Source organism: Arthrobacter ginkgonis, from assembly GCF_039540195.1.
In the GTDB taxonomy this organism is placed as follows: domain Bacteria; phylum Actinomycetota; class Actinomycetes; order Actinomycetales; family Micrococcaceae; genus Zafaria; species Zafaria ginkgonis.
Map to the genome: position 1 here is coordinate 272,590 of NZ_BAABEO010000009.1, position 20,142 is coordinate 292,731.

At 70.3% G+C, this 20,142-nt stretch carries 18 protein-coding genes and 1 pseudogene; 9 read left to right on the forward strand and 10 right to left on the reverse strand.

Features of this window, described 5'->3' with window-relative positions; all coding sequences use genetic code 11:
- Positions 1-258: 258 nt before the first annotated feature.
- Positions 259-1,083 carry a bifunctional hydroxymethylpyrimidine kinase/phosphomethylpyrimidine kinase gene (thiD, locus tag ABD912_RS07845; protein WP_345149822.1) on the reverse strand — a complete coding sequence of 275 codons (825 nt, stop codon included), beginning with the start codon at positions 1,081-1,083 and terminating at the stop codon, positions 259-261.
- A gap of 67 nt (positions 1,084-1,150) precedes the next feature.
- The gene (locus ABD912_RS07850) at positions 1,151-1,795 is read right to left on the reverse strand and encodes a TetR/AcrR family transcriptional regulator (protein WP_345149823.1); all 645 of its coding nucleotides are present in this window, start codon (positions 1,793-1,795) and stop codon (positions 1,151-1,153) included.
- A 248-nt stretch (positions 1,796-2,043) separates the two neighbouring features.
- On the opposite strand from ABD912_RS07850, the gene ABD912_RS07855 reads away from it, so the two are divergent.
- The 3 genes from ABD912_RS07855 (at position 2,044) to ABD912_RS07865 (ending at position 4,958) form a co-directional block, all read left to right on the forward strand.
- A complete protein-coding gene (locus ABD912_RS07855) occupies positions 2,044-2,760 on the forward strand; it encodes a queuosine precursor transporter (RefSeq protein WP_345149824.1) in 717 nt (238 codons plus the stop codon).
- Between the two features lie 79 nt (positions 2,761-2,839).
- Positions 2,840-3,445, forward strand: coding sequence for a DUF4126 domain-containing protein (locus ABD912_RS07860; RefSeq protein ID WP_345149825.1), 606 nt, complete (start codon positions 2,840-2,842; stop codon positions 3,443-3,445).
- A gap of 187 nt (positions 3,446-3,632) precedes the next feature.
- Positions 3,633-4,958, forward strand: a complete 1,326-nt coding sequence (locus ABD912_RS07865) for an MFS transporter (protein WP_425548034.1) — start codon at positions 3,633-3,635, stop codon at positions 4,956-4,958.
- Here the strand turns inward: ABD912_RS07865 and ABD912_RS07870 are convergent.
- Together ABD912_RS07870 and ABD912_RS07875 are read right to left on the reverse strand one after the other, a co-directional pair.
- A complete protein-coding gene (locus ABD912_RS07870) occupies positions 4,955-5,140 on the reverse strand; it encodes a hypothetical protein (protein WP_345149993.1) in 186 nt (61 codons plus the stop codon). The genes ABD912_RS07865 and ABD912_RS07870 overlap by 4 nt on opposite strands.
- 38 nt (positions 5,141-5,178) lie before the next feature.
- A pseudogene (locus ABD912_RS07875) lies at positions 5,179-5,349 on the reverse strand (MerR family DNA-binding transcriptional regulator); the annotation flags it as partial.
- Between the two features lie 328 nt (positions 5,350-5,677).
- Between ABD912_RS07875 and ABD912_RS07880 the strand changes: the two are divergent.
- Positions 5,678-6,028 (forward strand): hypothetical protein, encoded by a 351-nt coding sequence (locus tag ABD912_RS07880; protein WP_345149828.1) that lies wholly within the window; start codon positions 5,678-5,680, stop codon positions 6,026-6,028.
- A 127-nt stretch (positions 6,029-6,155) separates the two neighbouring features.
- On the forward strand, positions 6,156-6,416 hold the full coding sequence (locus tag ABD912_RS07885; protein WP_345149829.1) for a GlsB/YeaQ/YmgE family stress response membrane protein: 261 nt from the start codon (positions 6,156-6,158) through the stop codon (positions 6,414-6,416).
- A gap of 240 nt (positions 6,417-6,656) precedes the next feature.
- Here ABD912_RS07885 and ABD912_RS07890 read toward each other — a convergent pair whose 3' ends face one another.
- The 3 genes from ABD912_RS07890 to ABD912_RS07900 all read right to left on the reverse strand — a co-directional run bounded on the left by ABD912_RS07890 (position 6,657) and on the right by ABD912_RS07900 (position 11,846).
- Complete coding sequence (locus ABD912_RS07890; RefSeq protein WP_345149831.1) at positions 6,657-7,685, reverse strand: helix-turn-helix domain-containing protein; 1,029 nt, start codon at positions 7,683-7,685, stop codon at positions 6,657-6,659.
- Positions 7,686-7,768: 83 nt separating this feature from the next.
- The gene (locus ABD912_RS07895; RefSeq protein ID WP_345149833.1) at positions 7,769-10,789 is read right to left on the reverse strand and encodes an FAD-binding and (Fe-S)-binding domain-containing protein; all 3,021 of its coding nucleotides are present in this window, start codon (positions 10,787-10,789) and stop codon (positions 7,769-7,771) included.
- A 34-nt stretch (positions 10,790-10,823) separates the two neighbouring features.
- The gene (locus ABD912_RS07900; protein WP_345149834.1) at positions 10,824-11,846 is read right to left on the reverse strand and encodes a hypothetical protein; all 1,023 of its coding nucleotides are present in this window, start codon (positions 11,844-11,846) and stop codon (positions 10,824-10,826) included.
- Positions 11,847-12,016: 170 nt separating this feature from the next.
- Here ABD912_RS07900 and ABD912_RS07905 point away from each other — a divergent pair, with 170 nt between their 5' ends.
- Positions 12,017-12,691 (forward strand): GntR family transcriptional regulator, encoded by a 675-nt coding sequence (locus ABD912_RS07905; RefSeq protein ID WP_345149986.1) that lies wholly within the window; start codon positions 12,017-12,019, stop codon positions 12,689-12,691.
- 148 nt (positions 12,692-12,839) lie between these two features.
- A complete protein-coding gene (locus ABD912_RS07910) occupies positions 12,840-14,225 on the forward strand; it encodes an MFS transporter (protein WP_345149835.1) in 1,386 nt (461 codons plus the stop codon).
- 111 nt (positions 14,226-14,336) lie between these two features.
- On the opposite strand, the gene tgt is transcribed toward ABD912_RS07910, so the two are convergent.
- Entirely contained in the window at positions 14,337-15,683 is a 1,347-nt protein-coding gene (tgt, locus tag ABD912_RS07915; RefSeq protein ID WP_345149836.1) for a tRNA guanosine(34) transglycosylase Tgt, read from the reverse strand.
- 184 nt (positions 15,684-15,867) lie between these two features.
- On the opposite strand from tgt, the gene ABD912_RS07920 reads away from it, so the two are divergent.
- Complete coding sequence (locus ABD912_RS07920; protein WP_345149838.1) at positions 15,868-17,031, forward strand: FUSC family protein; 1,164 nt, start codon at positions 15,868-15,870, stop codon at positions 17,029-17,031.
- A gap of 32 nt (positions 17,032-17,063) precedes the next feature.
- Here ABD912_RS07920 and ABD912_RS07925 read toward each other — a convergent pair whose 3' ends face one another.
- Positions 17,064-17,915: a DUF6707 family protein gene (locus ABD912_RS07925; protein WP_345149840.1), complete on the reverse strand. Its 852-nt coding sequence runs from the start codon at positions 17,913-17,915 to the stop codon at positions 17,064-17,066.
- Positions 17,916-17,925: 10 nt separating this feature from the next.
- Positions 17,926-18,465, reverse strand: coding sequence for an NUDIX hydrolase family protein (locus tag ABD912_RS07930; RefSeq protein WP_345149841.1), 540 nt, complete (start codon positions 18,463-18,465; stop codon positions 17,926-17,928).
- 103 nt (positions 18,466-18,568) lie between these two features.
- Here ABD912_RS07930 and ABD912_RS07935 point away from each other — a divergent pair, with 103 nt between their 5' ends.
- Complete coding sequence (locus ABD912_RS07935; protein WP_345149842.1) at positions 18,569-20,053, forward strand: DHA2 family efflux MFS transporter permease subunit; 1,485 nt, start codon at positions 18,569-18,571, stop codon at positions 20,051-20,053.
- Positions 20,054-20,142 lie beyond the last annotated feature (89 nt).

Below are 20,142 nucleotides of genomic sequence, written 5' to 3' on the forward strand. Positions count from 1 at the left end.
ACGGAACGATGCCAGGGCAGGCTAAGGAAGCACCCCCCCGGCTGTAGCTCGTTTCACAGCCTAGGTGACGCGGTCCACAAAGGGCGGGATCCGGGGCGCCACAATTCGTGATGTCCGCTGGTCAGCTCCGCCAGGTCGGGGCCTGAAGCCAAAACGGCGCCGGGGCCGCGCCCGGCGGGCCCGACCCCGGCGCCGGCGTCGTCCTGGTGTGCGCCGTGTTTCGCGCCCTAGGGAAAGTTCGCGGCCGGCCGCCTTGGGCTAGCGGGCGCCGCCCTGCCACAGGGCGTCGAACGGGGCGCTGGAGGAGACGCGGTTCTTGATGCCTTCGGTCACGAACGCCTTGGCGGTGCGCGCGGCATCCAGCGGGGTGGCGCCCTTGGCCAGTTCGGCGGTGATGGCGGCGGCCAGCGAGCACCCGGCGCCGGACACGGCGACCTCGCCTACCTTCGGCGCGGAGAGCACCTCGAGGGTGGTGCCGTCGAAGAACACGTCCACGGCCTCGGAGCCGGCCAGGCGCACGCCGCCCTTGGCCAGCACGGCCGCGCCGGAGGCCTCGTGGATCACCCGCGCGGCCTCCTTGAGGTCCTCGACGTCCTTGATCTCGATCCCTGACAGGGACTCGGCCTCGAAGTGGTTGGGGGTGACGAAGGTGGCCAGCGGCAGCAGGCTGGCCTTCAGCGCCTGGTCGGTGTCCAGGGCGTGGCCCGGCTCCTGGCCCTTGCAGATCAGCACCGGGTCCAGCACGATGTTGCGCCACTCCTGCCCCTTGAGCGCGGCGGCCACGGTGTCGATGGTGGCCGGGGAGCCCATCATGCCCAGCTTCACGGTGTCCAGGCTGCCTTGGTAGCAGGTCTGCACCGCCTCGAGCTGGTCGGCGATGACCTGCGCCTCGACCGGCACGAAGCGGTGGTTCCAGTTGTCCTTCGGGTCGAAGGAGACGATGCAGGTCAGGGCGGTGATGCCGTAGACGCCCAGTTCCTGGAACGTCTTCAGGTCCGCTTGCGCTCCGGCGCCGCCGGTGGCCTCCGAACCGGCGATGGTCAGCGTGATGGCAGGGCGGGAGGCGTTTTCGGGGGAAGTCATACACCCATTTTAGGCGGGCAGCCGCGGCCGGCCGCCGGCCGGGCGCCAATGGACTAGGCGCCAGTGGCTAAGCAGTGGCGCGGACCAGCCCGATGAGGTCATCGAAGATCGTGCGCACCACCGGCAGGCGGGACAGCACCACCAGGCGTGCGACGACGGGGGACGCGTTGGTGATCAGGCGGCGGCTGCGCCGGTGGCCGGGGGAGGGGTCGTGCGCCCAGAACAGGACGACGCCGCGCTCAAGCAGCCACAGCAGTTCCGGAAGGTCCTGGCGCATGGACAGCGGGGGCTGCGGACGGGCGGTCTCCACGGCCTGCCGCCACAGCGCCAGGTCGCGCCCCCGGTCCGGATCCTGGGGGTCCTCGGTGCCGGTGAGGCCGGCGCGGATGAAGGCCGGGCCGAAGTCGTGGAAAGGCTCGAGGACATCCAGCACGGTGTTCAGGATGGTCCGGATGTGGGTCTCCAGGTTGTTGCCCGCGGCGAGCTTGGGCCAGGCGCGGGTGCGGTGCTCTTGGCGCAGGTTGCGGTAGAGCTCTCCCGCCAGCTCTTCCTTGGACCCGAAGTAGTAGTAGGCGTTGCCCAGCGAGTGGCCGGATTCCGCCGCGATGGCGCGCATCGTGGTCTTTTGGAAACCGTCCTTTGCGAACAGGCGCAGCGAAGCATTTAGGACGCTTTGCCGGGTTCCGGCTCCTTTGGCGGTCTGCATGGCCATGCTTTTCCTTGCTGTGGCGGGGATCCGTTCCAGTTTATCTGTTTTTGAACATGTTCAAAAACAGATCCGGATGTGGCGGGCGCCATGGACCTGGCGGGCCCGAGCCCCCTCCATGGGACAATCGAGGGTCAAGTGCTAATACAGCGGGCGCCGATGGCGGGGGTTTGACACCCCGCCCCCGACCTCCAAGGGGCCGTTCCCCCAGGTCGGGCCGCCCAGCGAACCACTTTCAGATTGGGTAATCCTCCATGGCCGAAACCTCCGCCAAACCAGACGTTCCTTCGCTCAAGCACGCGGCCTTTGCCGCGGCGGGCAGCCCCTACTTCTCGACCGTGCTGGCCCTGATGGCCGTCGTCGTGATCCTGTCCAACATCGGCGCCTCCAAGGGCGTGACCTTCGGGCCGATCGTGACCGACGGCGGCTTCTTCCTTTTCCCGCTGGCCTACATCCTCGGCGACGTGGTCAGCGAGGTCTACGGTTTCCGCGCCGCCCGCCGGGCGATCCTCACCACCTTCATTTTGGCGGCCTTCGCGTCCCTGTGCTTCTGGATCGTCATCGCGCTGCCCGCAGCGGAGTGGTACGACGGCCAGGCCGCGCTGGAGCGCACCCTCGGCCCGGTCTGGCAGATCGTCGCCGCCTCGCTGGCCGGTTTCCTGGTGGGCCAGACGCTGAACTCCCTGGTGCTGGTCAAGATGAAGGAACGCTTCGGCGAGAAGGGCCTGGTCGCCCGGCTCATGGGCTCCACCGGCGTCGGGGAGTTCGCGGACACGCTGATCTTCTGCGCCATCGCGGCCCCGGTCATCGGCATCGCGGACATGCCGACCTTCGTGAACTACGTGGTGGTCGGCTTCCTGTACAAGACCGCCGTCGAGTTTGTCTTCGTCCCGGTCACCACCGCGGTGATCCGCTGGTTCAAGCGCCGCGAACCCAGCTACGGCGCCGCGCAGGCGGTCGCGGGCAGCTAGCCCCGTCCCGACGGCGCGGGGACCGGCCGGGTCCAATCGGCAGGGGTCCAATCGGAACGGCTCCATCTAATCTGGGGTCATGGAGTTTCTCACCGCGATGGGGCTCAGCTCGGCCGCCGGGCTCAACGCATACATTCCCATGCTGGCGCTTGGCCTCCTTGACCGTTTCACGGGACTGGTCGACCTGCCGCCGGGGTGGGAGTGGCTGTCCAACGGGTGGATGCTGGTCATCCTGACGGGCCTCCTGGTGCTGGAGATCATCGCCGACAAGGTGCCGGTGGTGGACAGCATCAACGACGGGGTGCAGACGCTGATCCGTCCGGCCTCCGGCGGAATCGTCTTCGCCTCGGGCCTGGGTGCCGAAACCGTCAGGGTTTCGGATCCGCAGACCTTCTTCGCGGGGGACCAGTGGATTCCGGTGCTGATCGGCGTTGCGGTCGCGCTGGTGGTTCACCTAGCCAAAATGACGGCCCGGCCCGTGCTCAACACGATGACCGCGGGCGCGGCCGCCCCGGTGGCGAGCACCGCCGAGGACGGGGTGGCGCTGGGCCTGGTCGGGGCAGCCCTCCTTGTGCCCTTCCTGGTGCTGCTGTTTCTGGTGGCCCTGGTGGCGCTGTTCGTCTGGCTGGGCTACAGGCTGGTCACCGGCCGCAGGTCCTCCCCCTACGGGGACCGGGTCAACTAGGGTTCCGGGCCGAGGCCGTCGCCGAAGGTCCGTGGCACGGGCTCCCCACTTCTGTCCATCCAGTGGGAATGAAATGCCATTGAATGGGTAACCCTCGCGGGGTAATGTGAGGCCCTCTACCGTCTGACCCGATCTGGCTGACGGCAAGCAGACCAAGGACGATGCGAGGGCGCGGGTGAAGGAAGCAATGGATGCCGGGGCGAGGAAGCCCCGGCCCGGCCCCGCTGCGGCCGAGGGCGGACCCGGCACACTGGTGGACGCCGAGATCGAGGAGCCGCCCGCGCCGGAACCCATCCGCGTGGGCAGCCGTTGGCAGCTTCTGTATCTGGGGACGTGCCTGGTCCTGATCGGACTGAACCTCCGCACGGTCTTCTCCAGCTTCTCGGCGGTACTTCCGGAGGTCACCGCGCAGGCGGCGCTGCCCGGGTGGTCCGTGGTGGTGCTGACCACCGTTCCGGTGACGCTACTGGGCGTGTTCGCGCCGCTTGCCCCGGCCCTGGCCCGGCGTTTTGGAGCCGAACGGGTCCTGCTGGCGGCCATGGCCGTGCTGACGGCGGGGCTCCTGCTGCGCCCGGCGGAACTGGGGCTGCCGGGACCCGGCGCCGGGCAGGGAGCGGGCCATCTGCCTGCCCTCCTGGCCGGGACGGCTGCCTGCGGCGCTGCCATCGCGCTGTGCAACGTGCTCCTTCCCGGATTGGTGAAGCGCGATTTCCCGCACCGGATGGGCCTGATGGGTGGGCTCTACACGACTGCCATCTGCGCTTCCGCGGCACTCGGGGCGGGCTTTACCTACCCGGTCTACGCGGCCACGGGCGAATGGACCCGGGCGCTGTGGTTCTGGGCGGTGCCTGCCGCCGTCGTCCTGCTGCTGTTCCTTCCGGCGGCGCTCCGCCAGCCCCGGGTGCGGCGCCAGGCGGTGAAGGAGGGCGTGAGCGTCTGGCGCTCCCCGGTGGCCTGGCAGGTCACCGTCTTCATGGTGCTGCAGGCCATGATGTCCTTCAGCGTCTTTGCCTGGCTGGCGCCCATCCTGCGGGAGCGCGGCGTGGACGGAGCGACGGCGGGGCTGATCGTGTCCGTCAGCATTGTGCTGCAGATGCTCGGGTCGCTGTTGGCGCCGGCGCTTGCCGCCAGGCTCCGCGACCAGCGGGGCATCAACACGGTGGTTGCGCTGATGACCGGCGGCGGCTTCGCCCTGAGCATCTTCGGCCCCCTGGACCTCGTGTGGGTCTGGGCTGGCCTGCTGGGACTGGGCCAAGGAAGCCTCACCGCCGTGGCTCTCACCCTGATCATGCTCCGGACCCGGGACGGGCACACCGCCGCGCAGCTGTCTGGCATGATGCAGGGCGTGGGCTACGGCGTCGGCTCCACGGGGACGTTGCTGGTGGGCCAGCTGCACCAGGCCACGGGCTCCTTCACCGCCGCCGGCATCCTGTTCCTGGCAGTCGGCCTGCTGGCGGCATGCTTTGGCTACCGTGCCGGCCGGAACCGGTTCGTCGGAGAGGGCCCTCTTTAGTCGGCGTCCCTGGCCTCCGGGCCGTCGGCAGGGCTGCCGGCGGCCACGAGGGCCAGGCCCTCCTCGACCAGCCCGATCCACGTGGCCTTGAGGTCCTCGATCCGCTCCGGACCGAGGTCGGCCCGGCGGTTCTCCAGCTCGCGGCGCTGCTCCGGGGTGAAGTGCTTTTCGTACAGGGCCATCCCCTCCAGCGTGGCCATGACCTGCTCAGGGCCCGGATCCGGTAGAGCCGCCGCAGGTCCTCAGCCGTGTAGCGGCGGTGGCCCGACCCGGTCCTTCCGCCGGGCGGGAGCAGGCCGATTTCGTCATAGTGGTGAAGCGTCCGCACCGTTACTCCGCTGGCCGTGACCAGTTCCCCGATGCTCCATTGGTGCCCGTTATTTTCGTTCATGGCCCCCACGCTAGGGCCTCACGCGACGGCAGGGGCAAGCCCCGAAAACCCGGGCCCCGGCGCCCGCCGCACGCGTCGCGTTCCCGTCCGCCGGACCCGGCCCCGCACCGTGATTTCCAGAGCCCTTTCGCGGCCCTCCGTACGGGAAATCCCGCAACGGTTGTTGACGACTGTGGTCAAATCGGTAATAGTAGAGCCCGAGGCGTTGGGAAATTCCCAACACCAAGTGAGCTGGACCCGATCATCTCACCTGACCGCCAAGATGGCGCACCCCTCCAGGGGAGGCCACCGTAACTCGAAGGGGATCACCATTCGTATTCTCACTCTTGTGGCCGGAGGGCTGGCCGGATACCTGCTGGGAGCCCGTGCAGGCCGCGAAAGCTACGACCGGATCGTCGACGCCGCACGCACCTTCGTGAAGGATCCCCGCACCCGGCAGACCCTGGGTGACCTCGGCAAGACCGTCAAGGAAAAGGCTCCGGAGGCCTCGGAGGCAGCCGTCGCGGCGGCCGCTTCCCTCAAGGACAAGCTCCACCTCCGCAACGGGGACAAGGCGGGCACCGCCGTTGCCCATGAGCCCGACGTCGAGTCGGACCCGGCGCTCTCCGCCGACCTGGGGCGCGACTGGACGGATGAAGGGGGAGCGACGCCGGCCGAACCGGCGACGTCCTCCGTCTGACCAGGATTACGCGCGACTGAATTTGCGCCCATCACATCAACTCCACTCGCTATGTATGAGCCGCGGTGCTCCGCAAGGGACGCAGGACGCCCGGGACTCCGCGGCCCACAGAAAAGAGGTAATCACCATGGGAATCATTGGTTGGATCGTTCTTGGCCTGATCGTCGGCGCCATCGCCAAGGCCATCGTGCCTGGTGAACAGGGCGGCGGCTGGCTCGCAACCCTCCTGCTGGGCGTCGTCGGCGCCGTCGTGGGCGGCTTGATCGGCGGTGGCATCTTTGGCATCGGTCTTGAGGAATTCTGGTCCCTGCAGACCTGGCTCGTCGCTCTTGTCGGCGCCGTTGCCGTTCTGCTGGTCTGGGGCCTCGTGACCCGTCGGCGGGCCTAACCCGGTTTGGGCCACCCACCTCAGCGAACGGGGGTGGGTATCCCAAACCCCGGCCCGCGCGGGCGCTTCAGTGAACGGGGGCGATCGCGCAGGCCGATGAAGGCGAACCGCAAAAGGGTGGTTCCGGCACATGCCGGAACCACCCTTCCTTCGTGTGTGGGAGTTGGTTTCCCTCCGGTCGGGACGGCCGGAGGGAGACTGGCTGCCGTCCCGCTGGCCGGCCTGCGCCCCGTCCCGCCCCTAGGCCCGCCCCCAGGACTGGGTGGGGGAGAGCTCTTCCAGCGGAACATCCAGCATCCACGCCAGGACCTGCCCGTCCGCCTCCCCACGGCCCACCGCCTGCATCTGTGCTTCCAGCAGTTGCTGCGGGACCCGGATTCCCCGGTAGACGTTGGCTCGGGGCTGCTGGGTGAACCCCTCGATGTGGTTCGCCACCAGGGCCAGCGTGGCGTGCCGGCCGAGCGTGGCCTCGGCGCGGGAAGCGGGAGCCGCGGCGGCGATCCGCCCGCGGAGGACTTCCGCGGAGACGCCGGTGTCCCACAGGAGGGCGCCGAGCGAGGCCTCGTCCGCCTCGCCGATGGCGGGTCCAAGGAGTTCGTCGGGGACCAGGAAATGGTCGGCGAAGTCGTCGGCCCATCCGCGGGTGGCGGAGGTTCGCGCGTCGATCGGGGGAAACTCTCCGTGCAGGAGATGGCCGAGTTCGCGGGCCAGGGCGTGGTTAGCGGCAAACCACATTCCGGTGCCGCGGACCACCACGTAGGCCGAATGGTCCAGATGCACGGCGCGGGCGTCGAAGTCGGAGCCGCCCTGAAGGATGAAGATGTCCAGCCCGAACGCGGTGGCCAGGGCCGCCGGCAGGTCCTCGATGAAGCGTTCGCCTGCCGCCGCGACCACCAGTTCGCGCGCGCTGGCGGCGGCCTGGGCCGGGGTGCTGCGCATCGACGCGCTCGTGTTGAGGGTCCACGGCGGAACGAGGCGCACCTGCCGGTAGGCGGCCGCCGGATACGCCACGGTGGCCACCACTGCATCGGGGATGGAGTCCCCGGACGCCAACGCGGGATGCGGGTCACCCGTAACGAGCCAGTGCAGCGATACGCCCAAGGTGCGCGAGATCCGTCCGAGCTCCACCGGGGCGAAGGTTCGCTGGCCGTTGACGGAACGGTTGAATGCGTCCCGGCTCATGCCCACGCGGCGGGCCACTTCGGATTGCGTGACGGTCCCGAGAGTCTCGATGGCCATTTTGACGCGAGTCCCGATTCCAGTGTTCATCCCAAAATTCTAACCAGTGTTGGCAATTTCCCAACCGCCCGCGGATCGAGTGTGAACGCCGGCCGTGGGGCCCGGGGGTTTCCTCACGGACCCGGATCCAAAAGCTGGGCCAAGTGCCGGCCCGGCCGGCCGGGATCCAGCTGGGCGGCCTGCCGCGAGCAGGAGAACCCGTCGGTGAGCACCGGAGCCTCCGCGCCGGTTTCCCGCAGCGCCGGAGCGAAGGACTGTTCGGCGACCTGCATGCTCAGTCCGAAGTGCTCGGCCTCGAAGCCGAAGTTCCCGGCGACGCCGCAGCAACCGCTGGCCTCGCGCACCGCGACCCCGGCGGCCTCAAGCACCTTTCGCTGCACGCCCGCGCCGAACGTGGCGTACTCGTGGCAGTGCGTCTGCAGCACCACCTGCCCGGGCAGCGCCGCGGCGGGTTCGGGCAGCCGGCCCGCCGCCGCCATTTCCCCGGCGTGGGCGGCGAAGCTGCGCACCCGGGCGGCCACCCGCCGGGCCTGGTCGGTGGGCACCAGCTCCGGCAGGTCCTTGCGCAGCGCAGCGGCGCAGGAGGGCTCCACCACCACGATCGGCCGCTGCGTGCCGTCGTCGAGGGCCGCAGCGGCGCCGGCCAGCTTCTTCTTCGCCGTACCCAGCTGCCCCGTGGTGATCCACGTCAGCCCGCAGCAGGCGTCGGCGGCGCATTCCACCCGGCCGCCGGCCGCGAGCACCCGCGCCGCGGCACCGGCCACCTCCGGCCGGAAACCGCGCGTGAACGTGTCCACGAACAGCACGACGCCGGTCTCCTCCGCACCTGCCGTGTCCGCGGCCGAACCTTCCACGTCCGTGGCCAAGGCCGGCGCGCCCGCTTCCGGCGAACCCACTCCCGGCGTGGCCGTGGGGCCGGCACCCGGGGGCCCGGACCGCGCGGGCTGCGCCCCGGCGTCGTGCACGGCCTTGCGCCAGGCCGAAGCGGGCGCGAAGTCCGGCAGCGGGCGGGCCGCCGTGACCCCGGCCAGGGGGGCCAGCTTGCGCAGCGGGGTCGCCAGCGCCGCGTTGACCAGCGGGGCGATCGGCCCGGCGAGCCTGAGCCAGCGGGGCAGCCAGCCCAGCGAGTAGTGCGAGGCCGGGCGCAGCCGGCCGCGGTAGTGGTGGGAGAGGAACTCGGCCTTGTAGGTGGCCATGTCCACGCCGACCGGGCAGTCGGTGGAGCAGGCCTTGCAGCTCAGACACAGGTCCAGCGACTCCAGGACCTCCGGCGAGCGCCAGCCCTCCTCCACGGTGCGGGCGCCGCGGACCATCTCCTGCAGGACCCGGGCCCGGCCCCGTGTGGAGTCCTTCTCGTCCCGGGTGGCGCGGTAGCTCGGGCACATGAACCCGCCCGCGTCGGTGCGGCAGCGGCCCACGCCGATGCAGCCCTGCACCGCGTGCGTCCAGTCGTCGAGTCCGGCCGGGGCGCTGCCCGGGTCGTGGCCCGTGGGAACCCGCTGGCCCGCCCCGCGCGGGTGCAGCTCGAAGTGCGTGCGCCACTGCCGGTCCGGGACGCCCGCCAGGGCCAGGTCCGCGTCGATGGGCGGCGGGTCCGTCGGGGCGCCCGGGTTCAGCAGTCCGGTGGGGTCCCAGATCCGGCGGAACCGGGAGAACAGTTCCAGCATCCGGGGCGAGTACATCACCGGCAGGAACTCGGAGCGGGCCCGACCGTCGCCGTGCTCGCCGGAGAGCGAGCCGCCGTGCGCCACCACCAGCTCCGCGGCGTCGCGGCTGAAGGCCCGGAACACCGCGCGGCCGGCCTCGCTGCGCAGGTCGTAGGTGATGCGGATGTGCATGCAGCCGGCGCCGAAGTGCCCGTACATGACCCCCTGCAGTCCGTGCCGTTCCAGCAGGAGGCGGAAGTCGGCCAGGTAGTCGGCCAGCCGGTCGGGGGCGACGGCAGAATCCTCCCAGCCCGGCCAGGATTCCCCGCCGGTGTGCAGGCGGGAGGAGAGCCCCGCGCCGTCCTCGCGCACCCGCCACAGCGAGGCGCGCTCGGCCGGGTCCGGCACCGCGCGTCCGTCCATGAGGCGCCCGGCCGCGCGGAGCCTGCCCAGCAGGGCGTCGGCCTGTGCCCGCACCTGGTCCGGGTCCTCCCCGTCCAGGTCCACGTACAGCCAGGCCTTGCCGTTGGGGAGTCCGGTCACGGAGTCCGCCCCGCGGCGGAAGCGCATGGTCTGCACGATCGCGTCGTCGATCCCTTCCACCGCGGCCGGGTTGAAGGTGAGGATCTCGGGGACGTCGCGGGCCGCATCCACCACGTCCGCGTAGCCCAGGCACACCAGCAGCGCGCTGGCCGGCTTCTCCACCAGGCGCATCCGCGCCCCGACCACCACGGCGCAGGTGCCCTCGGAGCCGACCAGCGCGCGGGCCACGTCGAACCCGTGCTCGGGCAGCAGGGCCGCCAGGTGGTAACCGGAGACCTGCCGCGGGATGCGTTCGAGTTCGGTGCGCAGCGGGGCGAGGTTCTCCCGGGCCAGCGTCTCCAGTTCCTCGGCGAGCCGGGCCGCGCGGGCCGCGGCTGCGGCGTCGTCCGGATCGGTGGCGCGCAGGAAGCCGCGCCCGGCGGTCAGCCGGAACCCGTCCGCCGTGACCAGATCCAGCTCGGCGACGTGGTCCGAGGTGCGCCCGTGGCGGACCGAGTGGTTGCCGCACGCGTCGTTGCCCAGCGCCCCGCCCACGGTGGCGCGGGTGCGCGAGGACGGGTCCGGGGCGAAGGTGAGCCGGCCCCCGGTGGCCCGCTCGACGTGGTCCGTAAGCCGGGAGAGCACGGCGCCTGCGCCGGCCTGCACGGTGCCGCCGTCCTCGTCCACTGCACCCAGCGCGTTCAGGTGCCGGGAGAAGTCCAGGACGACGCCGGAACCGATCGCGCTGCCGGCCATCCCGGTGCCGCCGCCGCGGGCGGTCAGCGGGGTGCCGGTGGCGCGGCAGGCGTCCAGGACCCCCAGGACGTCGCCGGCGCTGCGCGGAAAAACGACGGCGGCCGGCGGGACGCGGTAATTGGAGGCGTCGTAGGAGTACTCGGCCAGCCGGCGCGGCGAGGTGTCGGCGTCGAGGCCTGCGGCGGCCAGCAGGTCGGTGAAGGAGGGCATGGTTCGGGTCTACCACATCCGGGCGGCGGGCCGGTCAGCCCACCTTGACCGTGTGCGTCTTGCTGGTGGTCCCGGAGACCTTCGTGGCCGTGGTCAGGTAGAGGTCCTCGGGGGCCGTCATGGTGTGCTTGAAGGCGGTGCCGACCGTGGCGCGGGAGAGGCTGAAGGACGCGGGTCCGCCGGCCAGGTAAAAGACGAATTCGCGGCCCTCGGAGGATCCGGACGCGCCGCTGGTGTCCGGGAAGTAGTAGCCGTTCCCGGCCAGCTTGCCGTCGAACCCGCCGGTGCACGTCCACGAGATGTCCTGGTACTTGCCCTCGACGTAGCTGCCGATGCTGCCGTACCGCAGGGTGCCCAGGCGGGTGACCACGCAATCGGTGGTGACTGCGGTGCCGGCGGCCGCGGCCAGCGACGTGGATTTGCTGGTGAACGAGTACTTGGCCGTGGTTTTGACCATGTAGGTGCCCTTGGGCAGCTTGGCGGAGGAGACGTTCCGTTTGATCGTCTTGCCGTTCCGGGTCACGGTGATCTTCTTGGAGGTCAGCTTGGCCCCGGTGGCGGCGGAGACCGTGGGGGTGACCGTGCGCCGGGACACCGTGGGCGCCTTGACCCCGACGGCCGGACGGACCGTGAGCTTCTGCGCCGAGGTGTAGGAATAGGTCTTCCCGTCCAGGCGGCTGCGCACCTTGGCCGTGGTGGTGACGGTGTAGGTTCCCGCCGTGACCTTCACGGAAGCCTTGTTGGTGGCGTCCGGGAGGCCCTTGACCGTCACCAGGCGGGAGAGGAGTTCGCCCGCGCTGGCGTCGACGGTGACCTTGGCCGGCCTGATGGTGCGCGTGCCGCCGGCCTTCACGAGCGGGTTGGCGATCGTGCCGAACTTCAGCCCCAGTTCGGCGGCCGTGGGTACGGCGGCCGGGAGGGGAAAGGCCGCCGGAGCGGCGGAGGCATGGGCGGGAGCTGCGGCCAGGGGAGCCGGAGCCGCGCAGGAGGCCGATCCCAGAAGCAGCGCGGCGCAGGCCAAGGCGGCCGCGGACGGACGGATGAAGGCGGAGCGCACTGTGGATCCCCCGATGTTCCCCCTGTGCGGCCGCTCAAAGCCCCGGGCCGCATCGCGCCGAACGACGCGATTAGCCGGATCCTACCGCCGCCGGTCCGGGGGTTGGCAAGGGGTTTTGGCTGTGACCCCGCCCGGGGCCCGCCCCGGGCGGGTAGGCTGACGAGTTGAGCATGCCTGGAGGGGGAATCATCGAATCGCTGGCCGACGTCGCATACAAGGTCATTGCCGACCGCATCATCACCCTCGAGATCCGCCCCAACGAGCCCGTCAACGAGTCCCAGCTGTCCAAGGAAATGCAAATGGGACGGACGCCCATCCGCGAGGCCCTGCGGCGGCTTGAGGGCGAGTACCTCGTGGTGACCCGGCCCCGGAAAGGCTCCTTCGCGGCACCCGTCGATCTCACCGACCTCTCGGAGGTCTCGCAGATCCGCCAGATCCTCGAACCCGTTGCCGCGGGCATGGCCGCGGAGAATCTCCGCCCGGGGCAGGATGAGGAACTTCGCCGGTACCTCGTCCTGCTGGAGTCGCTGGATTCCCGGTCCGTGGACCAGAACGAGCTCATGCGGTTCGACCTCGCGGTGCACCGCCTCATCTACGGGCTGGCCGGAAGCCGGCACCTCGAGGACACGCTTCTGAGGTACGCGCACCTGTCCACCCGCATCTGGACCCTGGTCCTCGAGCGCCGTCCGCTGGTGACCGAACATGTCCTGGAACTCGGGGCCATCATCGACAGCATCCTGGCCAAGGACGCCGAGCGCGCCCGGCTCCTGATGGGCGAGCACGTCCGCAACTTCAACAACTACGTGACGGGCATCGTCTCCGGCGCCACGCCGCCACGCCCTTAACAAACCGCGCACTTAACAACCTGCGCCCGTAACAAGATGTCCCCCGTTGACATGTGATTCACTGCACTTTAGTGTCTGATATATCAACTGTCGCCAGGCTGTCGGCAACTCACGCGGCCGCGACGCACCCTTGGTACAAAGGAGTTCGATGGACATCCATGCCGCCATTGACGAAGCGCGTTTCACGCGGTTCCACAAGAAGCTTGTCGCCGCCTGCGTGGGCGGTCCGATCCTCGACGGCTACATCCTCAGCATCATCGCGATCGCCCTCATCGGCATCTCGGCCGACTTCCAGACCACCCCGCTGGAGACGAGCCTGATTGGTGCCTCCGCGCTGGTCGGGATCTTCCTGGGTGCCGTCTTCCTGGGCCCGCTCACCGACCGCATCGGCCGGCAGCTCATGTACACCATCGACCTCTGGGTCCTCGTGCTCGGCTCCGTCCTGCAGTTCTTCGTCCAGGACTCGTTCCAGCTCATCGTGGCGCGATTCATCATGGGCCTTGCCATCGGCGCGGACTACCCGATCGCGAACTCGCTCCTGGCCGAATGGCTGCCCCGCAAGCGCCGCGGCCAGATGCTCGGCGTCCTGCAGGTGGGATGGTTCATCGGCGCGGCCCTCGCGTCCCTCGTCGGATACTTCATGTTCGAGCTCTTCGGCGGCGAATCCTGGCGCTGGATGCTCGTCTCTTCCGCCTTCCTCGGCACGATCGTCATGCTCCTGCGCCTCGGAACCCCCGAGTCCCCGCGCTGGCTCCTGCATCACGGCCGGGTGAAGGATGCGAAGGCGGCCCTCCGCGCCGCGCTCGCCGACCAGCTCAGCGTCGAGCACGTCGTTTTCGACTCCGCGGCGCAGCAGGGTGCCGAGGCCGGGAAGGTCAACCTCCGGGTGCTTCTCCAACCGCCGTACCTCAAGCGGATCATCTTCTGCAGCGGCTTCTACACCCTGCAGGTCGGGCCGCTCTTTGCCATCTTTACCTTCGGACCCACGATCCTCTCGGCGTTCGGCCTCGGCGAGGGCAACGCCTCCAACCTCGGCTCCGTGGTGATCGACCTGGTGTTCCTGGCCGGCTGCATCCCCGCCCTCAAGCTCATCGAAACGTGGGGCCGACGTCCGCTGATCATCTGGTGCTTCGCCCTGATGGCCATTCCGCTGTTCATCCTGGGCTTCGCCCCCTCGGCCCCGGTCGGCGTCGTCGTGGCCTGCTTCTGCGCCTACGCGCTGTTCTCCGGCGGGCCGAGCATCCTCGAGTGGGCCTACCCGAGCGAGCTGTTCCCGACGAACGTGCGGGCCAGCGCCGTGGGCATCACCACCGCCGCCAGCCGCATCGGCGCCGCGCTGGGAACCTTCGGGCTCCCCTTCGCGCTCGCCGCGTGGGGCATCGGCCCGACCATGCTCCTCGCCGCCGTCGTCACGGCCGCCGGATTCCTCCTGTGCCTGTTCATGGCGGAGGAGACCCGGGGAATGACGCTGGCCCAGGCGGGCGGCGAGGCGGAAACCCTCCCGTCCCCGGCCCCGGTCCAAGAGACCGTCTAGGCCTTCCCGCATGCGACGGCGGCCGGTGCTGCGGAAGATCCCGCCGCACCGGCCGCCGTCGTACTTGTTTGGCCCAAAACCGGCCTGCAACGCGCCCTAGGCGCGTTGGTCCTAGGCGCCTTGGGGGTCCGGCTTCCCGGCGTAGTAGGCCGCCAGGGTCCGCTCCTTGAGCTCGAAGAAGGTGCCGTCCTCGATGGCCTCGCGGGCGTCGTCCACCATGCGCACCACGAAGCGTTCGTTGTGGATGGAGATCAGCGTGTGGGAGAGCATCTCCTTGGCCTTGTGGAGGTGGTGGATGTAGGCGCGGGTGTAGTGGGTGCAGGTGTAGCAGTCGCACCCTTCCTGCAGCGGCGTGAAGTCCTTCTTGTACCGCTGGCCGGAGAGGTTGAAGCGCCCGTTGGGCGTGTAGAACGCGGAGTTGCGGGCCACCCGGGTGGGGGAGACGCAGTCGAAGGTGTCCGCGCCGTTCTCGATCGCGGTGAAGATGTCGTCCGGCTCGGAAATGCCCAGCAGGTGCCGCGGCTTGTCCTCCGGCAGCGTCTCGGAGCACCACCCCACGATGGTTCCGAGGTTCTCCTTCTCCAGCGCCCCGCCGATCCCGAATCCGTCGAAGGGCATGGCGCCCAGGTCCGTGCAGGCCTTCCGCCGCAGATCCTCGTACTGGGCGCCCTGGATGACCCCGAACAGCGCCTGGTAGGGCTTGGCCCCGCGCTCGTCGGTCAGCCGGAAGTGCTCGGCGATGCAGCGTTGGGCCCAGCGCCGGGTGCGCTCCAGCGATTCCACCTGGTAGCCGCGGGAGTTGTGCAGCGTGGTCAGCTCGTCGAACGCGAACATGATGTCCGCGCCGATCTGGTGCTGCACGCCCATGGAGATCTCGGGGGAGAAACGGTGCATGTCCCCGTTGAGGTGGGACTTGAACCAGACGCCGTCCTCGTCCACGTTGGCCAGCCGCTCCTTGCCCGGGGCGACGGCATCGTCCGCCCCGGAGGTCTCCACGGGAGTCATGTCGATGACCTTCTTGAACCCCGAGCCCAGGCTCATCACCTGGAAACCGCCCGAGTCGGTGAACGTGGGCCCGTCCCAGTTCATGAACGCGCCCAGGCCCCCGGCCTCGTCCAGCACGTCCGAGCCCGGCTGCAGGTAGAGGTGGTAGGCGTTGGCCAGCACCGCCTGCGCGCCGAATTCCTTCACGGACTCGGGCAGCACGGTCTTGACCGTGGCCTTGGTGCCGACCGTGATGAATGCGGGGGTGCGAATCTGCCCGTGCGGGGTGGTGATGGTGCCGGTGCGGCCCAGCGCCGGGGTGCCGTCGGGGCCGCTCAGGCGCGTGCCCACCTCGAACCCGAACTCGTCCTGGCGCGGATGCTGCCGGACGGACGACGCCGGTACCTCCGAAGGCGCGGTGGGGGACGGAACCTCGAGGGGCGGGCTGGCGAGGGAATCGGTGTGTGAAGGCATCCCCTCCATTTTGCCCCATGCGGCCAAAACGCCCGTGTGGCCAAACCGCTCCTGTGGCCAAATTGCCAGCGTGGATGCGGTGCGTCACAGGCACCCGACGCCTCGCTCACAACCGCGGGATGGATTCGTCACACCTACCGGGGCCACGCAGCGCAGCTCCCCGGTGGGGACGTACCGTTGTTGGGTGAACGTCCCCGAGTCCCTCCCTGCCGCCCCCGGCCCAGAGCGCAGTGCTCCGGCCGGCAAGGCCGGGCATGCGGGCCGGGACGCCGCCGCCGCGCACCCCTTCTCGTGGCGCGCCATGTTCCGGCTGGCCCCGGCCAACGAGGACCACTTCATTGCCCTGCGCGTGGCCCTTGGCGTGTTCCTGCCGCTGACCTTCCTGATCGTGATCGACCGGATGGACCTGGCGGTGTTCGTGGTCTTCGGTGCCTTCACCGGCGTCTACGGGCGGGTCAAGGGGCACCGGGACCGGCTCAACGCCCAGCTGCGCGCCGGCGCGCTGTTCTGGGTGGTGATCCTGGCGGCCTGGCTCAGCTCCGCCCTGCTGGTGGAACACGGCACCCAGGCCGGGCTGTGGACGCTGGTGGGCCTGACCACGGTGGTGGCCGGGGCCTGCGCCCTGGCCGCGGCGTACCTGCGCATCCGTCCCGGCGGGTCCCTCTTCCACATCTTCGCCTTTGCGGCGATCGCCTCCATGTCCGCCCTGCCCCCGCTGGGCGAATCCCTGTTAACGGTGACGCTGGTTGTGCTGCTGTCCCTGGTGATCGGCCTGGCGGGCTGGCTGCTGCCGCGGCGCCGCACCCCCTGGGTCCGCACGCCACCGGCCCGGATGACCCCGCTGGTGCGCCGGGCCATCCGGGCGGAATCCTTCGAGCACCTGCTCGCCGCCGGCCTGGCCGGCTCCGCGGCCGCGCTGCTTGCCCCGGTGCTGCACATGGGCCACATCTACTGGGCCATGGTGGCCGCGGTGGTTCCCCTGGTCGGCCAGACCACCCGCCACCAGGTGCTCCGCGGCATCCACCGCGTGCTGGGCACCCTCGCCGGCCTGCTGGTGATGGGCGCGGTCATCCTGCTGGACCCCAACCCCTGGGCGGCGGTGCTGATCATGGGGCTGATGCAGTTCGCCACGGAGATGCTGATTGCCCGCAACTACTTCTGGGCGCAGGTGTTCGTGACCCCGCTGGCCCTGGTGGGAACGTCCCTGGGGGCGGGGCTCTCCGCTGGCCTGCTCTATGACCGCATGCTGGAAACGGTGATCGGCGCCGTCGTCGGCATCGGCGTGGTGCTGGCTGGCGCCGCCTACGCCGCGCGGGTGCGCCGCGGGCTGGGTCTGGAAAGCGCCTAGCTATTCCCGTTCGCAGGGGCACGGACTCGGGCTCAGCCGCGCAGCGCGTCCAGCTCGAACCGGATCAGGCGCCCGAGCTCGTCCGCGTCCAGCGTCCGGGACCCGCCGTGGGCGCGCAGGAAGAGCAGCGTGCGCAGGCGCCGGTTGCGCCAGACGTGTTCGGCGTCGGTGTTCCCGGCGGCGGCCGCGCGGCGGATCTCGCGGTCGAACAGGTCGGGCTCGTCCATCCGGCGCTGGAGCACCTCGGCCTCGAGCCGGGCGCGGGCGGGATCCCCCGACGCGGCCTCGGCCGCACGCAGCAAGGCCCCGAAATGGGCCGAGGCCACCGCATCGCCGTCCTGGTCGGCGAGGAACGCGGCCAGCGCGAGCGCCGACTGCACGTGCTTCCAGCGCCCCAGGTTCCCGTCGAAGTCCAGCCCGGTCAGCAGGCCCAGGACGCACCAGGCGCTTTCCTGGTCGTCCAGCTCGACGAACAGCAGGTGCGCCAGCTCGGCGACGTCGTGCAGGTGGGCGCCCGACTTCACGTTCAGGCCGCGGCTGAGCCGCGCCACCGAGGCCACCACGCGGGGATCGTGCGGGTGTTCGCGCGCGACCGCCACCAGCACTGCCTCCGGGGATCCGTCGGCGGCGTTCGCGGGCAGGTCATTCAGCGTGGGCTCCGGGGCGGGCTCGTTGGTGTGCACGCGGATCGTGGAGCCGTAGGCAATGCGCACCGCCCGTCCGCCCTCGAGCCTGGCCTCCACCATGGCGGGGGTGCCGAAGCTGTCGTGGATGGTGCGCACGGACACCACCGGGGCGCTGGGCGTGCCGGTGCGGGTGATGAACCGGTTTCCCGCCACCACCTTCTCGGCGCGAACGCCGCGGACAAAGGACTGCGCAGCCATGGGGAACCCCCTAGTGGTACCAGCCCATGTGGGCCAGGGCCTGGCGGACTAGGTTACCGCGTCCGCCCGCGAATTCTTCCTGCACCGCCGGGCTCAGCGCCTCTTCCGGGGTCAGCCAGGTCAGTTCCAGGGCATCCTGGCGGGGGCTGCACTCGCCGCGCATCGGAATGATGTAGGCCAGCGACACGGCGTGCTGCCGGTCATCCGTCAGCCCGGTTTCCGAGGGCGAGGGGAAGTATTCGGCGACAGTGAACGGCACCGGGCTCGGCGGCAGCTGCGGCAGGGCCATCGGGCCCAGGTCCTTCTCGATGTGCCGGATCAGGGCGGCCCGGATCGTCTCCCGGTAGTGCACCCGGCCGGAAACGAAGGTGCGCATCATCTGCCCGGATTCGTTGGCCTGGTACAGCAGGCCGATCTCGGACACGTAGCCGAGCGGATCCAGCCGCACCGGCAACGCCTCCACGTAGACCATGGGCAGCCGGCGGCGGGCCTCGTAGAGGTCCTCGGCGGAAAGCCAGCCGGGATTGGGGTCCGGAGTGCGCACGTTCATACCCTATGTTTACCATCTCAAGCCGGGGGTGGCGGCTACCATGTTAAGGACCCCCGCAACCCTAACGGGCAGCCCGATCGGCTGGCCCGGAACAGGATGGCCCGTGCCCTCACCCCAGACCACCGACCGCCTCTCTCCCCGGGAAGTCACCACGATCGGGGTCCTGCTGCTGTCCTCCTTCGTGGTGATCCTCAACGAAACCATCATGAACGTGGCCCTGCCGCGCCTGATGGTGGAGTTCTCCGTTTCCCCGGAAGCCGTGCAGTGGCTGGCTACCGCGTTCATGCTGACGATGGCCGTGGTCATCCCGGCGACCGGCTTCCTGTTGCGCCGTCTCTCTACGCGCCGCGCCTTCCTGCTGGCGATGGGCCTGTTCAGCGCCGGCACGCTGCTGGCGGCGCTGGCCCCTGGCTTCACGGTCCTGCTGGCCGCACGGGTGGTCCAGGCCAGCGGCACCGCGATCATGATGCCCCTGCTGATGACCACCATCCTGGACCTGGTCCCGGTGTCCCGCCGCGGCGTCGTCATGGGCAACGTGAGCATCGTGATTTCCGTCGCCCCGGCGATCGGCCCCACTCTGTCCGGGCTGGTGCTGCACTTCCTCACCTGGCGGTTCATGTTCCTGCTGGTGCTGCCGATCGCCCTGGCCGCGCTGCTCGTCGGCGCCCCGCGGCTGCCCGGCAACAACGCCGAGTCGACGGGCCGGCTGTCCATCGGCTCGGTGCTGCTGTCGGTGCCAGCATTCGGCGGGCTCGTGTTCGGGCTGTCCAGGCTCGGCGGCGGCGGGCACGGCTCCGGCACGACGGCGGGCGCATCGCCGGATCCGGCGGCACTGATTGCCCTTGCGGTGTCCGTCGTGTCCCTGGCGGGATTCGTGGCGCTGCAGCTGCGCCTGCAGAAGCGCGACGCGGCGCTGCTGGACCTGCGCCCGTTCACCTACCGCCCGTTCACGCTGAGCCTGGCGCTGATGGTGCTGGCGATGGTGTCGCTCTTCGGGGCGATCATCCTGATGCCGATGTACCTGCAGAACGTGCGCGGGCTGGACACCCTGGCCACGGGGCTGCTGCTGCTTCCGGGCGGCCTGCTCATGGGCGTGCTGGCCCCGTTCGTGGGCCGGCTCTACGACAAGTTCGGGCCCCGGCCGCTGACGGTGCCCGGCTCGCTGATGCTGGTCCTGGTGCTTTCCCAGTACGCGCGCCTGGACGGCTCCACCCCGCTCGGGTGGGTGCTGGCGCTGAACGTGCTGATGTCCGCCAGCTTCGCGTTCATCTTCACCCCGGCGTTCACCACCGGGCTGAACCCGCTGCCGCACCGCCTGCACTCGCACGGCAGCGCGCTGCTGAGCACGCTGCAGCAGCTGGGCGGGGCCGCGGGCACCGCGCTGCTGGTGGCCCTGATGGTGGCCGGTGCGGCCACCGCGGCCGCCGGGGGAGCGGAAGCCTCCGCCGCGCAGGTGGCGGGGCTGCAGCTGGGATTCGCGGCCGCGGCCATCGGCAGCGGCGGCGTCTTCCTGCTCAGCCTGTTCATGAAGAAGTCCGCCGCGGAGCCGGGGGCCACCGTGGAGCAGGCGGCCCCGGCCGCCCACTAACGAACCAGGCCACCTGCCCAGTCCGCCGCCCCGGGAGCGCTAGCGCTCCCGGGGCGTTGCGGTATCCGGGCCCGGCGGCCTGGGAGCGC

Excerpts from the sequence above, each read along its gene's own strand:
- thiD (WP_345149822.1), bottom strand. The coding sequence starts at position 1,083 with ATGACTTCCCCCGAAAACGCCTCCCGCCCTGCCATCACGCTGACCATC.
- ABD912_RS07850 (WP_345149823.1), bottom strand. The coding sequence starts at position 1,795 with ATGGCCATGCAGACCGCCAAAGGAGCCGGAACCCGGCAAAGCGTCCTA.
- ABD912_RS07855 (WP_345149824.1), top strand. The coding sequence starts at position 2,044 with ATGGCCGAAACCTCCGCCAAACCAGACGTTCCTTCGCTCAAGCACGCG.
- ABD912_RS07860 (WP_345149825.1), top strand. The coding sequence starts at position 2,840 with ATGGAGTTTCTCACCGCGATGGGGCTCAGCTCGGCCGCCGGGCTCAAC.
- ABD912_RS07865 (WP_425548034.1), top strand. The coding sequence starts at position 3,633 with ATGGATGCCGGGGCGAGGAAGCCCCGGCCCGGCCCCGCTGCGGCCGAG.
- ABD912_RS07870 (WP_345149993.1), bottom strand. The coding sequence starts at position 5,140 with ATGGCCCTGTACGAAAAGCACTTCACCCCGGAGCAGCGCCGCGAGCTG.
- ABD912_RS07885 (WP_345149829.1), top strand. The coding sequence starts at position 6,156 with ATGGGAATCATTGGTTGGATCGTTCTTGGCCTGATCGTCGGCGCCATC.
- ABD912_RS07890 (WP_345149831.1), bottom strand. The coding sequence starts at position 7,685 with ATGAACACTGGAATCGGGACTCGCGTCAAAATGGCCATCGAGACTCTC.
- ABD912_RS07895 (WP_345149833.1), bottom strand. The coding sequence starts at position 10,789 with ATGCCCTCCTTCACCGACCTGCTGGCCGCCGCAGGCCTCGACGCCGAC.
- ABD912_RS07905 (WP_345149986.1), top strand. The coding sequence starts at position 12,017 with ATGCCTGGAGGGGGAATCATCGAATCGCTGGCCGACGTCGCATACAAG.
- ABD912_RS07910 (WP_345149835.1), top strand. The coding sequence starts at position 12,840 with ATGGACATCCATGCCGCCATTGACGAAGCGCGTTTCACGCGGTTCCAC.
- tgt (WP_345149836.1), bottom strand. The coding sequence starts at position 15,683 with ATGCCTTCACACACCGATTCCCTCGCCAGCCCGCCCCTCGAGGTTCCG.
- ABD912_RS07925 (WP_345149840.1), bottom strand. The coding sequence starts at position 17,915 with ATGGCTGCGCAGTCCTTTGTCCGCGGCGTTCGCGCCGAGAAGGTGGTG.
- ABD912_RS07930 (WP_345149841.1), bottom strand. The coding sequence starts at position 18,465 with ATGAACGTGCGCACTCCGGACCCCAATCCCGGCTGGCTTTCCGCCGAG.